Genomic DNA, 14,128 nt, shown 5'->3' with positions numbered 1-14,128 from the left:
CCCCGGGGGCTTTCCTGTCCGTACCAGTCTCCGGGACTTTCCGCACGGATCTACGGCCGGTCCACGTAATGAGACGAAAATTTCGTCAGCCGATATCGAGACGCAGGAGATCCTCTTCCGTCTCCCGGCGGACGATCACCCGGGCCGCACCGTCGGCGACGGCCAGCACGGGGGGCTTGAGGGCGTGGTTGTAGTTGCTCGCCATCGACCGGCAGTAGGCGCCGGTGGCGGGCACCGCGATCAGGTCGCCGGGGGCCAGGTCGGCGGGCAGGAAGGCGTCCCGGACGACGATGTCGCCGGACTCGCAGTGCTTGCCGACCACCCGGACCAGCATCGGTTCGGCCTCGCTGGTGCGGGAGACCAGCGCCACCGAGTACTCGGCGTCGTACAGCGCGGTGCGGATGTTGTCGGACATGCCGCCGTCCACGCTGACGTAGGTGCGCAGGCCCTCCAGCGGCTTGACGGTGCCGACCTCGTACAGCGTGAACGCGGTCGGGCCGACGATCGCCCGGCCGGGCTCCACCGAGATCCGAGGGGCCGTCAACTGTGCCGCGGCGCACTCGCGTCGGACGATCTCGCCGAGCGAGGCGGCGATCTCGGCGGGCTCGCGCGGGTCGTCGTCGGGGGTGTAGGCGATGCCGAGGCCGCCGCCCAGGTCGATCTCCGGCAGTTCGACGCCGTGCTCGTCGCGGACCTCGGCGAGCAGGCCGACCACCCGGCGGGCGGCCACCTCGAAGCCGGCGAAGTCGAAGATCTGCGAGCCGATGTGCGAGTGGATGCCGCGCAGCTCCAGGGAGGGCTTGGCCAGCACCCGGCGGACCGCCTCGGCGGCCAGGCCGCCGGAGAGCGACAGGCCGAACTTCTGGTCCTCGTGCGCGGTGGCGATGAACTCGTGGGTGTGCGCCTCGACGCCGACGGTGATCCGGATCAGCACCGGCTGCCGGACGCCCTGCGCCTCGGCGATCTCCGCGAGGCGGTCGATCTCCTGGAAGGAGTCGACCACGATGTGTCCGACGCCGGCCTTCACGGCCTGCTCCAGCTCGCGCACCGACTTGTTGTTGCCGTGCAGCGCGATCCGCTCCCCCGGCATGCCGGCCGCCAGCGCCACCTGCAGCTCGCCGGAGGAGCACACGTCGACGTTGAGGCCCTCCTCGTGCAGCCAGCGCACCACGGCCTTGGACAGGAACGCCTTGCCCGCGTAGTACACGTCCGCCTCGGTGCCGAACGCGTCCCGCCAGGCCCGGGCGCGGGCCCGGAAGTCGGCCTCGTCCAGCACGTACGCGGGGGTGCCGAACTCGGCGGCCAGGGTGCGGACGTCGACGCCGCCGACGGTGGCGACGCCGTCCGCGTCACGGGTGACGGTGCGCGACCAGACCTTCGGGTCGAGGGCGTTCAGGTCGGCGGGCGGGGCCTGGTAGTGGCCCTCGGGCAGCACGTCGCCGTGCCGGGGGCCTGCGGGGTGTGCGGAGCGAGACATGTGAGAACTTCCTCGACCTATGGCAAGGGGCGGCGACCGGTCTCCGTCGACCGGTCGGCCGCCCCATCGCTGTGCTGCGCTTGGGGGTTGTGCTGCGTTACATCCGCTCGGGCGCGGATACGCCCAGCAGACCGAGGCCGTTGGCGAGCGTCGTTCGCGTGGCGTCGGCGAGCCAGAGGCGGGCGTGCGTGAGGTCGGTGACCTCCTCGTCGCCCTTCGGCAGGATCTGGCAGTTGTCGTAGAACCGGTGGTAGGCCCGGGCCAGCTTCTCCAGGTACGTGGCGACGTGGTGCGGCTCGCGCAGCTCGCCGGCCTTGGCCAGGACGCGCGGGAACTCGCCGAGCTGGCCGAGCAGGTCGTTCTCCCACTCGGTGTTCAGCAGCTCCGGTTTGAAGTCCGCGCTGCGGGTGATGCCCTTCTCCACGGCGTTGCGCTGCACGGAGCACATCCGGGCGTGCGCGTACTGCACGTAGAAGACCGGGTTCTCGGCGGTCTGGCTGGTGACCACGTCGATGTCGATGGTGATGGTGGAGTCGGTGGACTGGCGGACCAGCATGTAGCGGGCCGCGTCGACGCCGATCCAGTCGACCACGTCGTCGATCGTGATGATGTTGCCCGCGCGCTTGGAGAGCCGGACCTCCTGGCCGTCGCGCAGCATCTTCACGAACTGACCGATCATCACCTCGATGTTGCGGTCCATGTCGTCGCCCGCGCAGGCCGCGATGGCCTTGAGGCGGTTGACGTAGCCGTGGTGGTCGGCGCCGAGCATGTAGACCGAGACCTCCGCGCCGCGGTCCCGCTTGCTCAGGTAGTAGGCGGCGTCGGCGGCGAAGTAGGTGGTCTCGCCGTCGGCCTTGATCAGGACGCGGTCCTTGTCGTCGCCGAAGTCGGTGGTGCGCAGCCAGATCGCGCCGTCCCGGTCGAAGACGTGGCCCTGCTCGCGCAGCCGCTCGATGGCCTGGCCGACGGCGCCCGAGTCGTGCAGCGTCTGCTCGGAGAACCAGGTGTCGAAGTGCACCCCGAACTCGTTCATGGAGCGCTGGATCTCGGCGACCATCAGCTTCAGGCCCTCGGCCCGGAAGGCCGCCAGCTGCTCGTCCTCGGACAGGTCCAGGATGCCGGGCACACCGTCGGTGACGGCCTTGGCGATGTCGGTGATGTACTCGCCGACGTAGCCGTCCTCGGGGGCGGGCTGCCCGTTGGCGGCGGCCTTCAGCGACTTGGCGAACTTGGTGATCTGCACGCCGGCGTCGTTGAGGTAGTACTCGGTGGACACCTCGGCGCCGGAGGCCTTCAGGACGCGGGCCAGCGAGTCGCCGACGGCGGCCCAGCGGACGCCGCCGATGTGGATCGGGCCGGTCGGGTTCGCCGAGACGAACTCCAGGTTGATCTTCAGGCCGCCGAGCGCGTCGTTGCGGCCGTACGCCTCGCCCGCCTCGACGATGGTGCGCGCCAGCTCGCCCTGGGTGGCGGCGTCCAGCGTGATGTTCAGGAAGCCCGGACCGGCGATGTCGACCTTCGCGACGCCGGTGATCTCTCGCAGGCGCGCGGCCAGGATCTCCGCGACGGCTCGCGGCGGCTTGCCGGCCGGCTTCGCGAGCTGGAGGGCCACGTTGGTGGCGTAGTCGCCGTGGTCCCTGTTCTTGGGCCGCTCGACCGTCACGTGCGCGGGCACGTCGACGGTCAGCTCGCCCGCCTCGATGGCGGTGCTGACGGCGGCCTGGACTGCCTGGGAGAGTTCTGCGGGTGTCACGGCCCCAAGCCTAGGCGAGAGGGGGTGGTCGCCCGCCACTCGGTTTGCCCAACGGGGCGCGCGTCGCGCCGCAGGGTGTGCTTCGTCTCGTCGGAGAGCGCCGCGGACCGGCACATCTCACGGGCGTGACTCGTCCGGCGGAACAAGTTCCTGCGCCTGTTCGCCCAGGGCGAAATCCTGCAGGTTTCGATCGGGCGGCCAGGATATGGCGGACATCGCGCCGCCGAAGTCGTACGCGAAACGGCGTCCGGCCCCCGGCGCGGCCGGACGGTCCATCGCCCGCAGCCGCAGCACCAGCTCGATCAGGTCCGCGGGGTCGAAGGGCTTCGCCAGATAGCCGTCCACCCCCACCGACTCGCCGCGCTCCAGATCCGCCGGGGTGCAGGCGCTCACGATCGCGATCGGCAGGTGCGCGGTCTCCCGGGCGGCGCGCAGCCGGGCCGCCGTGCGCAGGCCGTCCAGCCGGGGCATCACCACGTCCAGCGTCACCACGTCCGGCGCGACCCGGCGGACCACCTCCAGGCACTCGGCACCGTCGGCGGCGGTCACCACCTCGAAGCCCTCCAGCTCCAGGTTGACCCTGATCAGTCGACGGATCGCCTCGCTGTCGTCCACCACGAGAACCCGCCCCGACGTCGCCGCCACCTCACCGAGGGTAGCCGCGCCCCGCCCCGCCCGTCCGGCCTTTCCCGCACTTGCCGATCCACCCCCTGACGGCCCGTCCGGCCCCGCCGCCGGAAACCCGTGCACGGAGCACGGAGTTTCCCTGGTAGTGTTTTCCCCGCAAGGCCGGGTGATCGCAGATCATCCTGGCCCCCGTAGCTCAGGGGATAGAGCACCGCCCTCCGGAGGCGGGTGCGTAGGTTCGAATCCTACCGGGGGCACTTCGCAGCAAGTGCGTGAACGAGGCTCAAGTCCAAGGGACTTGGGCCTTTTTCGTCTGCCGGTGCGATGATCGTCGCATGAGGAGCCGACGCTGCTACGCCCTGATCGCCCTGGCCTGCCTGGTCCTCGCGATCGGCTCCGCGACGGTCGGCGCGGCCACCGCGGAACGGAACATCGGCTGGCTGCACACCGTCTGCGTGCTCGGCTGCGGCGGCGGTCTCGGCATCGGCCTGGTGATGTTCGCCCGGGCCGTGCTCCCGGACCGCCTGCGACGGCACGCCTTCCCGCAGGGGCGACTCCCGGACGACCGCGACTGACCTGCCGGTGTGCCCGGCGAAGTCCCGGCCCACTTCGCGGTGGAGGTCGAACGGCGGGTGGCCGAGCGTCGCCGGCGTCGTTGGCGGGGTGTCAGTGCGGCGGGTGCCGGTGGTGGTCGCCGCGCAGGACGCGGGCCGGGGTGGCGGGGTCGTAGGCGCCGCAGGCGGTGGTGGACCAGGGGGACCACTGGCGGGGGACGGCGAAGTACGGGACCAGGACGGGGCCCTTGCGGCCGGGGGCGGCCTTGGCGGGGAGCAGTGCGGGCAGCACGTCGGGGGTCTGGCCGGCCAGGATCGCGGTGCGGCAGGCGCGGCAGGCGGGCCGCCGGTCGGCGGCGGCCTCCCGGGTGGTGGTGCGCGCCCGTTGGCGGGTCCTGCGGTTCTTCGGTTCTTCGGCGGCGGTCTCGGCCGGGCCGTGCAGCGGGTTGTAGTAGCAGCGGACGGCGAGCGGGCCGGGCCGCTGCCCGGCGTGCAACAGGTGTGCGGCGGCGAGGCGTTCGACGGCCTGTTCGGCGAGCACCACGGCGGCGGCCAGGTCGGGCAGGTCGGTGTCGCGGTGGTCGGCGCGGTCGAGCAGCCGGCCGGCCGCCTCGTACGCCTCCAGCGCCCACTGGTAGGCCCGGCGGGCGGCGGACTCCTCGGTGGGGAGCCGGAGTTCGGCCGCCCGGAAGACCGCGCCGGCGGCGGTGACCCGTTCGGCGGCGAGCTCGCGCAGCCTCTCCCGGAGGGCTTCCCACTCCCCCAGCACCAGGGCGTTGTGCTCGCGGACCTCGCGGCGGCTCGGATGGTGGTCGGTTGTCGGGGCGGGCCCCGCGGCCTTCAGGAACCACCAGCGGCGGAACACCGCGCCTCCCCCTCGTGTGCGACGCCCCGGTACGACGTCGCCACCATTGTGGGTGACGCGGGGCGCGGCGCGGGAGGGGATTTCGGACGGTGCGTCAGCTCGCGCGGGCGACCAGGTCGGCCACGGTGTGGTCGAAGTAGGCGCTGTAGGAGGTGTCGTCGGTGTCGCCGCCCTGCTGGTAGCCGCCGATGACGCCGATCACCTCGCCGGTGGCGGAGTCGATGAACGGGCCGCCGCTGGTGCCGTTGGGGAAGGACGGGCAGTCGATGCGCCGCTGGTAGGTGTCCTGGCGGCTGGTGACGTTGGTGCACAGGATGGGCTTCTCGGCGGCGTCCGGCGAGCCGTACAGGCGGGCCTGCGCGGTCCAGGCGGCGTTGATGCCGAGCGGGTTGCCGCCGACCAGGTCCTCGATCTTCACGCCGTTGTTGGGGGCGACGGACAGTACGGCGAAGTCCTCGTCGGGGTCGTTGCCGTTCTGCCAGCCGTCGGCGGTGTACACCTTGGTGACCTGCCAACTGCCGAACGGGGCCTGGCCGTCGCGGTAGCCGGGGACGAAGGTGACGCCGCCGCCGGACACGCAGTGGGCGGCGGTGAGGATCAGGTTCCGCCCGGGGCTGTCGATGACGCTGGCGGTGCAGAAGTGGTTGCCCGGTCCGACGTCGCCGGTGAACAGGGCGCCGATCCGCACCGACTCGGTGTTGAGCGGGGCGTTGCCGGTGACGCCGAGCTTGACGTCCGGCGGTGCGAACGGCGGGACCTGCCGGAGGCCGGCGGTCGGGTCGTTGGACTGGGTGACGGCGACGGTGCCGGGCGGCTCGGCCGCGCCCGCACTGGCGCTCGGACTCGGGCTCGCGCTCGGACTCGGGCTCGCGCTCGGGGTGGCGCCGGTGACGGGGGCCGAACCGATCGCTGCGACGGTGTCGGCGCTGGTCCGCTGCTGCAGGTCGCGCAGGTGGACGGAGAACACCCCCGCGGCAGCTATCGCGCCGACCACGCCGACGGCGAGGACCGAGCTGAGGACGACCGGCCGCAGCGAGCGGCGCCTGCGCTGCTTGGAGTGCCGTCCCATGGTGCCCCGTTCCTCCCGACCGGAGGGTCGCGCCGGTGTCCACGCCGTTGCGGACGTGGACACCGGTCGACCCGAGCTTTCTCGAATATGCGTGGCCGAGCTGGAAATGCCGTGATTCCTGGCTGGGAGACTCGTGAGATTTCCGGTGGCGGACAGCAGGTTCTCATGCCGGGGGCCGGAGGCGGGGACGGCGGCACCGCGCCGATCGGGTCACGCCACGGCGCCCGCTTCGGACCGGGCGGTTCTGCCCTCGGCCTCGCCCGGGGCGGGACGGTGGGTGATCATCACGAACGCGACCACGGCGGCCAGCAGCAGGATGCCCATCGCGAAGGCGGTGGCGACCGCGTAGCCGTGCACCGCGCCCTGGGCCTGGACCAGTGGATCGGTCGGGTTGCGGGTGGCCAGGTAGGTGGCGGTGACGCTGGCGGCGATGGTGTTGAGCAGCGCGGTGCCGATCGAACCGCCGACCTGCTGGGCGCTGTTGATGATGGCGGAGGCCGCGCCGGTCTCCTTCGTGGCGACGCCGAGGGTGGACAGGTTGATGGCCGGCATGAAGACCAGGCCGAGGCCGATGCCGAGCATGAGCTCCGCGGGCAGCACCAGGCCGACGTACGAGCTGTCCACCTTCAGCTGGGTGAGCCAGGCCATGCCGCCCGCGCCGATCAGCAGGCCGGGGACCATCAGGGCGCGGGTGGGGATGCGGGTCATCAGCCGGGAGGCGATGCCGGCCGAGCTGACGATGATCGCGGCGGTCATCGGCAGGAAGGAGACGCCCGCCCGGATCGGCGAGTACCCCTTGACCACCTGCATGTAGTACGTGAGGAACAGGAAGAGGCCGTACATGGCGATCACGGCCAGGCCGACCGAGAGCGCGCTGCCGGCCCGGTTGCGGCTGCGGATCAGATGCATCGGCAGCAGGGCGTGCGGGGTGCGCCGCTCGACCAGGGCGAACACGACGAGCAGGGCGACGCCGGTGCACAGCGCGGTGAGCACCAGCCAGTCGCCCCAGCCGCGGTCGACGGCCTCGGAGGTGCCGTAGACGATCAGCAGCAGGCCGCCGCAGCCGAGCACCGCGCCGGGCAGGTCGAGCCGGACCCGGTGCGAGCGGTCGATGTGGTCGCGGTGCAGCAGGTAGAAGGCGCCGAGCGCGGTGACGGCGGCGATCGGGCCGTTGACGTACAGGCACCAGCGCCAGCTGAGGTACTCGGTGAGCAGGCCGCCGGTGATCAGGCCGATCGCCGCGCCGCCGCCGGCCAGTGCGCCGAAGACGCCGAACGCGGTGGCCCGTTCACGCGGGTCGCGGAAGGTGATCGACAGCAGCGACAGCGCGGACGGGGCGAGCAGCGCGCCGAAGCTGCCCTGGAGCGCGCGGGCGGCGAACAGCATGCCTCCGCTGACGGCGAAGCCGCCCAGGCAGGACGCCGCGGCGAAGCCGAGCAGGCCCACGATGAAGGTGCGCTTGCGCCCGAAGAGGTCGCCGATCCGGCCGCCGAGCAGCAGCAGGCCGCCGAAGGCCAGCGTGTAGGCGGTGATCACCCACTGCCGGTTGGCGTTGGAGATGCCCAGGTCGTGCTGGGCGGACGGCAGGGCGATGTTCACGATCGTCGCGTCCAGGACGATCATCAGCTGGGCGATGGCGATGACCGCCAGGGCCCACCAGCGGCGCGGATCGGCCGGCTGGGTGTCGGGGGCGTGCTGGGAGGTCACCGGAGGACCGCCTTCCGCCGAATCGGGAATGGGCCTGGGCGCGCGCACGGCGCTCTCTCCAGCCAAACGCCCGATCCGGTCACCAGCAAGGCGGCTTGTCCGATTTTGTCAGCATTTGGGACGAGGTACCCGGGTGCCCGGCCGCTCGGCCACCCGGGACACTCCTGCGACTACAGCGAGCTGAGCTCCGTCACCAGGTCGTCCAGGCCCAGCGAGCCCTGCGACAGCGCCGCCATGTGCCAGGCCTTGAGGTCGAACTCCTCGCCGCGCGCCGCGGCCGCCGCCCGGGCCGCCGCCCGGCCGCTCAGCCAGGCCCGCTCGCCGAGCTTGTAGCCGATCGCCTGGCCGGGCAGGCCGAGGTAGCGGACCAGCTCGCTGTCCAGGAACTCGGCGGACAGGCCGCAGTACGCGCCGAAGAACTCCCGCGCGCGCTCCGGCAGCATCGGCTCGCCGGCGGCGAACGGCGAGTCCGCCGGGAACTCCAGCTCGGCGTGCATGCCGATGTCCACGATCACCCGCAGCGCCCGCATCATCTGCGCGTTCAGGTAGCCGAGGCGGTGGCCCGGGTCGGTGAGGTAGCCCAGTTCGTCCATCAGGCGCTCGGCGTACAGCGCCCAGCCCTCCATGTTGGCGCTGACGCCGCCCAGGGTGACCTGGTAGGTGGACAGCCGGTCCGCCATGTACGTCCACTGCGCGAGCTGCAGGTGGTGGCCGGGGACGCCCTCGTGGTACCAGGTGGAGACCAGGTCCCACTCCGGGAACGCCTCCCGGCCCAGGGTGGGCAGCCAGGTCCGGCCGGGACGGGAGAAGTCCAGCGACGGCTGGGTGTAGTAGGGGGCGGCGGCGCTGCCGGGCGGGGCGATCCGCGACTCCACCTTCAGCAGCGGGTCGGCCAGGTCGAAGTGCACGCCCTGCAGGTCGTTGATCGCCCGGTCCATCAGGCCCTGCAGGTACTCCTGCACCTCCTGCTCGCCGCGGATCGCCGGGCCCTCGGTCTCCAGCCACTTCATCGCCTGCATCGGGGTGGCGCCGGGCCGCACCTTCTCCGCCTCGACGCGCATCTGCGCGTCCAGGTCGTGGAACTGCTCCCACGCCCAGCGGTACGCCTCGTCCAGGTCCAGGTCGGCGCCCGTCCAGTACCGCACCCAGCGGGCGTAGCGCTCGCGGCCGACCGCGTCGGGGGTGCCCTGGGCGGCCGGGCCGTAGACGTCGCGCAGCCAGTCGCGCAGTTCGGCGAGGGACGCGGTGGCCGCGACCGCGGTGGCGGTCAGCTGCTCCCGCAGGTGCTCGGGCGCGGGGGAGACCAGGTCGCCGAACCAGCCGCCGGGCCGCTCGGACTCGATCCACTCGCCCAACTGGCCGACCACGGTGTCCACCTGGCGCGGCGCCGAGAACAGGCCGCGGCGGACGCCCTCCTCCAGGGTCTGCCGGTACTGCGCCATCGCCTCGGGGAAGCGGGCCAGCCGGCGGTCCAGCCGCTGCCAGTCCTGGTCGGTGTCGGTGGGCAGCAGGGTGAACATCTCACGGGTGTTGTGCACCGGCGAGCCCAGGTTGCGGACCGTGCGGAACTCCTCGTCCGCGTCGTGCACCGCGAGTTCGGCGGTCAGCCGCTCGCGCAGCAGTCGGGCGCAGCGGCGCTCCGCCTCGTCCTCGATCGGGCCGGACGCCTCCAGCGCGTCCAGTTCGGCGAGGGTGCGACGGGCCAGCTCGTCGAGGGCGGCGAGGCCGGCCGGAGACAGGTCGGTCAGCCGGTCGTCCTCCGGGTTGAGGCCGAGATAGACCGCGGTCAGCGGGTCCAGGTCGGCGAGGGCGTGGACATAGGAGTCGGCGATGCGGCGCGGGGTGGGGCCGCCCGTGTGACGATCGTTCAGTTCATGAGCCATCCGGCCATCCTGTCGCAGCGCCGGGCGAATTCAACCCCCATCCGGGAGTGAGCGCGTCAACTGCGTCCCGCCCGAAGCCGTTTCACCGCCTGCCACGGATCCCGGACCGGCCGGCCGCGGGTGATCGGACGGAACGCCAGTCCGATCAGGGCCGCACAGAAGTGCCCCAGATCGGTGAAGGTGCGGGAGGTCAGCAGCGGGACCAGGTAGAACACCACCAGCCCGCACCCGTACACCCACCGCCAGACGCCCGCGAGCCCCCAGGTCAGCACGCCCTCCACGCCGGCCAGCGCGTACGACACCCCGACGTCGACGGTGCGCGCCATCCGCATCGGCAGCACCTGGTGGTGGACGCCCCAGGCCACCACGCCCTGGCTGATGTACGTGGCCAGCACGTGCGCGGTCAGCGCCACCGTCAGCCAGCGCCCGGTGCCGAGCCAGCGTTCGGCGGGGACGTGGAAGAGGTGGAACATCACGAAGTAGAACAGGAAGTTCGCCTGCTCGGTCCAGATCAGGCTGGCCAGCAGCGCGTGCACCGGGTGCGCGTTCAGCTGGTCGATGTTGGTGGAGCGCTTCTGCAGGAAGAAGTGCAGCGCGGCCGGGTCCTTCTGCGCCACCACGAAACTGGTGATCGCGAGCAGCAGCAGCCACACGTACGTTCCCGGCGCCCTGCCGATCCACTGCCCGACCGCCCGCAACCACCGCACCGGCCGCTCCTCGTCACGCTCCGCCCATCCGTGATCACAGTCTGCGGCCGACGGCGGTGGACGCCCGGCAAGGACCCGCCGGTCCCGGCCGCACGGTGCGGGCCCGCCCGGCGATTACCCTGGCACCCATGGCAGCGACCCCCTCCCCCGTCGAGGCAGCCGTCGACGACCCCGCCCCCCGGCGCACCGGCTACCGCCGACTGCCCGTCCAGCAGCGGCGCGAGCAGCTGATCGCCGTCGCCCTCGAACTGTTCGCCGCCCGCCCGCCCGAGGACGTCTCGCTCGACGACGTCGCGGAGGCCGCCGGCGCGTCCCGCCCGCTCGTCTACCGCTACTTCGCCGGCGGCAAGCAGCAGTTGTACGAGGCCGCGCTGCGCAGCGCCGCCTCCGAGCTCACCTCCCGCTTCACCGTCGCCGCCTTCACCGGCACCCCCACCGAGCAGCTCGGCGCCGTCCTGCACCGCTACTTCGCCTTCGTCGACGAGCACGCCGCCGGCTACGGCGCGCTGCTGCGCGGCGGCTCGGTGGTGGAGACCGCCCGCACCTCGGCGATCGTCGACGACGTCCGCCGCGCGGCGATTCGGCGCACCCTGCGCCACCTGGGCGTACGGGAGGCCGGACCGCGGCTCACCCTGCTGGTGCGCTCCTGGATCTCCGTGGTGGAGGCCTCCGCGATCAGCTGGCTGGACGAAGGCCGCCAGATCCCGGTCGACTCCCTCTGCGCCTGGCTGGTCGACCAGTTCGTGGTGATGGCCGCCGCGACGGCCGTCCACGACGGGCAGACGGCCGAAGTCATGGGCCAGTGGCTCCGGTTGGAGACGGAGGACAGCCCGGCGGGGGTGTTGCTGGCCCGCCTCCGGGACATAGGCAGGGGATGAGCGGACCGGGGCGCGTGGGGGCGCCTCAGGTCTCCCGCTGGGGGCGGTACTCCTTCTCCTCGACGCCGAACGTCCAGGCCACGCCCGCTCGCGCGGTGCGGATGTGCGGGGGGACGCGGAGGTAGTAGGTGCGGAAGGTGCCGTCGGGTTCGGCGGTGGAGTTGACCACCTCGACCATCACCACCGGTTCGTCGTCCGGGAGTTGGATCCGCCAGAGGATGCCCGTCCCGTCCCGGTGCAGCGGCTGGGCGCCGCTCTCCGCGAGGTACCGGTCGTAGCCGAAGTGCTCAAGCATGACGCGTCGCAGTTCGGCGTTCTCCTCGGTGCGGATGCGCTCCACGGTGAGGCCGGTGAGCTGCTCCAGGAAGTCCGCGGGGACGGGCATGCCGCGCCACGCGTACAGCGCGAAGCCGTCGGCGTAGGCGAGGGCCGGGCCGTCGGCGCGGTCGAGTCGGCCGGCCTCGTCGCGGTGCAGGGCGACGGGGCGTTCGCTGAGCAGCACGGTGTTCGCGAACGGCCACCACCAGCCGGTCTGGCGGGCCACGCCGGCCAGCGCGGCGAGGGCGTCGTCGCCGGTGCCGGCGGTGTCGAAGGCGGCGAACCAGGCGGCGTCGTGCTGGCCGGCCACCGCGTCCAGCACGGCGAGGCGGACCTTGGCGCGGGTCTCGCCGGCCACCCGGCGGAGTTCCTTGTTCTGCGGCAGGCGGGACTCCTCCCAGCCGAACGGCCCGGGCTCGGGGGCGAAGTGGTCGAGCAGCGCGGCCCGGACCCGCTCGGCGGGCAGCGCGGTGGTGGCGGCGAGCTCGGCGCCGGTCAGGCCCCACAGCTCGGACCAGCCGGCCGGGCCGAGCGCGGCGAACGCGGCGGCGCGGGCCCGTTCCCAGGCGGCGGTGCGCACCCGTTCGCGCACGTTGGCACCGAACTCCTCGCGGTGGTCGAGCAGTTCGGTGACGGCGGCGAGCGGCGAGGGGTACCAGCGGAACTCGGTCGGTTCGGCCAGCCCGGCGGCCCGGTAGGCGGCCCGGACGGCCTGTTCGGCGGTGGCCCGGTCGGCGGGGCCGGTGGCGGCGGCGACCGCCCGCCAGTGCGCCACCGAGGCGTCGGCCGGACGGCCGGTCAGCTGCGTGGTCATCGGTTCTGTCCTCGATCTCGTAGGGGCGGGTTCAGTCGGCGACCATGCGGACCGCGCCGGGCGCGTACTCGCGCTGCCGGACCACCCGGAACCAGCCGGTGGGCAGCGGGATCACCGCGTGCTCCTCGTGCACGACCCGGCCGCCCTCCGGCAGGTGCAGCCAGGCGCGGCCGAACGGGCCGGACTCGCGCCGCAGTTCGCCCGGTCCGACCACCGCGTGGGCGTGGCCGGTGACTTCGCCGAGGGCCAGCACCAGCCGGCCTCGGCCGTCCCGCGGCTGGCGCGGCAGGCGGGCCACCGCGGCCGGGACCGCGCTCTGTTCGACCGGCACGATCAGTACGTCACCCTGGCGGTACACGGCGGTCCTCCCGCGGTCGGGTCCGGCCGGGCGCCGGACGTCCCGGGCAGAAAACTAGGCGGCCCCACCGACAACACCACGCCCGAAGAATTCCCCGTGCGGGTGAACGTCACGGGCGGCTGGTAGACAGGGTCAGGCCCCACGACGAGCAGCGAGGAGCGGCGCATGACCATCAATCAGCACATCGAGGAGTTCCACGGCCTTCCGGTCACCGACTTCCTCGAAGCCTCCAAGGACGGCACGTTGCCCGCGGCGGCGGCCACCGCCTGGAAGATCTGGGTGGACTGGGACGACGAGGCCACCTTCGCCGAGCACTGGGCGAAGTTCCTGGAGACCGTCGCGGTGGAGGAGGTCACCGCGGTGGTGATCGGCCGCTGGTTCTCCGAGGAGCCGGAGTCGCTGTCCGAGGCGCTGCCGGTGGTGCTCGCCTCCGCCGCCCGCTTCCCGGCGCTGCGGGCGCTGTTCATCGGCGACATCACCTTCGAGGAGTGCGAGATCTCCTGGATCCAGACCTGCGACATCACGCCGGTCCTGGAGACCTTCCCGCAGTTGGAGGAGCTGGTGATGCGCGGCGCCGGCGAGGACTACGACGGCAACGACCGGCTCGACCTGAAGCCGGTGCGGCACGAGAAGCTCAAGGCGCTGCGCTTCGAGGCCGGCGGTCTGCCGGGCACGGTGGTCCGCTCGATCGCCGCCTGCGACTTCCCGGCGCTGGAGAAGCTGGAGCTGTGGCTCGGCGTCGACAACTACGGCGGCGACTGGACGACGAGGGACCTCGGCCCGTTCCTGTCCGGCGCCGAACTGCCCTCGCTGAAGCACCTCGGCCTGCAGAACGCCGAACAGCAGGACCGGATCGCCGCGCTGGTCGCCCAGGCCCCGGTGGTCCCCCGGCTCACCGGGCTGGCGCTGTCCATGGGCGCGCTCACCAACGAGGGCGCGGCGGCGCTGCTGGAGGGCCAGCCGCTCACCCACCTGAAGACGCTCGACCTGCACCACCACTACCTCACCGAGGGCATGCAGAAGCGCCTGCGGGACGCCCTGCCCGGCGTCGAGATCGACCTCTCCGGGGCCGAGGACCCGAACGACAACTGGCGCTACGTCGCCGTCTCCGAGTAGGC

13 protein-coding genes and 1 tRNA gene are annotated in these 14,128 nt (G+C 72.6%); 4 read left to right on the top strand and 10 right to left on the bottom strand.

The window, feature by feature from the left end; translation table 11 throughout:
* Nucleotides 1–85: 85 nt before the first annotated feature.
* From lysA to ACIQF6_RS12430, 3 genes are all read right to left on the bottom strand, one after another.
* The gene (lysA, locus tag ACIQF6_RS12440) at nucleotides 86–1,477 is read right to left on the bottom strand and encodes a diaminopimelate decarboxylase (RefSeq protein WP_400893476.1); all 1,392 of its coding nucleotides are present in this window, start codon (nucleotides 1,475–1,477) and stop codon (nucleotides 86–88) included.
* A gap of 97 nt (nucleotides 1,478–1,574) precedes the next feature.
* Nucleotides 1,575–3,230 carry an arginine--tRNA ligase gene (argS, locus tag ACIQF6_RS12435; RefSeq protein ID WP_400893475.1) on the bottom strand — a complete coding sequence of 552 codons (1,656 nt, stop codon included), beginning with the start codon at nucleotides 3,228–3,230 and terminating at the stop codon, nucleotides 1,575–1,577.
* Nucleotides 3,231–3,347: 117 nt separating this feature from the next.
* Nucleotides 3,348–3,875 (bottom strand): response regulator, encoded by a 528-nt coding sequence (locus ACIQF6_RS12430; protein WP_400893474.1) that lies wholly within the window; start codon nucleotides 3,873–3,875, stop codon nucleotides 3,348–3,350.
* Nucleotides 3,876–4,042: 167 nt separating this feature from the next.
* Between ACIQF6_RS12430 and ACIQF6_RS12425 the strand changes: the two genes are divergently transcribed.
* Nucleotides 4,043–4,114: transfer RNA gene (locus ACIQF6_RS12425), tRNA-Arg, on the top strand.
* Nucleotides 4,115–4,192: 78 nt separating this feature from the next.
* Nucleotides 4,193–4,432 (top strand): hypothetical protein, encoded by a 240-nt coding sequence (locus ACIQF6_RS12420; protein ID WP_400893473.1) that lies wholly within the window; start codon nucleotides 4,193–4,195, stop codon nucleotides 4,430–4,432.
* A 91-nt stretch (nucleotides 4,433–4,523) separates the two neighbouring features.
* On the opposite strand, the gene ACIQF6_RS12415 is transcribed toward ACIQF6_RS12420, so the two are convergent.
* The 5 genes from ACIQF6_RS12415 to ACIQF6_RS12395 all read right to left on the bottom strand — a co-directional run bounded on the left by ACIQF6_RS12415 (nucleotide 4,524) and on the right by ACIQF6_RS12395 (nucleotide 10,642).
* Entirely contained in the window at nucleotides 4,524–5,276 is a 753-nt protein-coding gene (locus ACIQF6_RS12415; protein ID WP_400893472.1) for a hypothetical protein, read from the bottom strand.
* Nucleotides 5,277–5,370: 94 nt separating this feature from the next.
* Complete coding sequence (locus tag ACIQF6_RS12410; RefSeq protein WP_400893471.1) at nucleotides 5,371–6,345, bottom strand: trypsin-like serine peptidase; 975 nt, start codon at nucleotides 6,343–6,345, stop codon at nucleotides 5,371–5,373.
* 210 nt (nucleotides 6,346–6,555) lie between these two features.
* On the bottom strand, nucleotides 6,556–7,968 hold the full coding sequence (locus tag ACIQF6_RS12405) for an MFS transporter (protein WP_400893912.1): 1,413 nt from the start codon (nucleotides 7,966–7,968) through the stop codon (nucleotides 6,556–6,558).
* Nucleotides 7,969–8,222: 254 nt separating this feature from the next.
* Complete coding sequence (locus tag ACIQF6_RS12400) at nucleotides 8,223–9,935, bottom strand: DUF885 domain-containing protein (protein ID WP_400893470.1); 1,713 nt, start codon at nucleotides 9,933–9,935, stop codon at nucleotides 8,223–8,225.
* 56 nt (nucleotides 9,936–9,991) lie between these two features.
* The gene (locus ACIQF6_RS12395) at nucleotides 9,992–10,642 is read right to left on the bottom strand and encodes a rhomboid-like protein (RefSeq protein WP_400893469.1); all 651 of its coding nucleotides are present in this window, start codon (nucleotides 10,640–10,642) and stop codon (nucleotides 9,992–9,994) included.
* Between the two features lie 128 nt (nucleotides 10,643–10,770).
* Between ACIQF6_RS12395 and ACIQF6_RS12390 the strand changes: the two genes are divergently transcribed.
* Nucleotides 10,771–11,520 (top strand): TetR/AcrR family transcriptional regulator, encoded by a 750-nt coding sequence (locus tag ACIQF6_RS12390; RefSeq protein WP_400893468.1) that lies wholly within the window; start codon nucleotides 10,771–10,773, stop codon nucleotides 11,518–11,520.
* 25 nt (nucleotides 11,521–11,545) lie between these two features.
* Here the strand turns inward: ACIQF6_RS12390 and ACIQF6_RS12385 are convergent, their stop codons facing one another.
* Together ACIQF6_RS12385 and ACIQF6_RS12380 are read right to left on the bottom strand one after the other, a co-directional pair.
* Entirely contained in the window at nucleotides 11,546–12,652 is a 1,107-nt protein-coding gene (locus tag ACIQF6_RS12385) for a DUF6745 domain-containing protein (protein WP_400893467.1), read from the bottom strand.
* A 31-nt stretch (nucleotides 12,653–12,683) separates the two neighbouring features.
* Nucleotides 12,684–13,010: a hypothetical protein gene (locus ACIQF6_RS12380; RefSeq protein WP_400893466.1), complete on the bottom strand. Its 327-nt coding sequence runs from the start codon at nucleotides 13,008–13,010 to the stop codon at nucleotides 12,684–12,686.
* Nucleotides 13,011–13,175: 165 nt separating this feature from the next.
* Between ACIQF6_RS12380 and ACIQF6_RS12375 the strand changes: the two genes are divergently transcribed.
* Entirely contained in the window at nucleotides 13,176–14,126 is a 951-nt protein-coding gene (locus tag ACIQF6_RS12375) for an STM4015 family protein (RefSeq protein ID WP_400893465.1), read from the top strand.
* Nucleotides 14,127–14,128 lie beyond the last annotated feature (2 nt).

Source organism: Kitasatospora sp. NPDC092948 (genome assembly GCF_044754805.1).
In the GTDB taxonomy this organism is placed as follows: Bacteria; Actinomycetota; Actinomycetes; order Streptomycetales; family Streptomycetaceae; genus Kitasatospora.
This window is presented reverse-complemented; position numbering and strand designations above follow the sequence as displayed.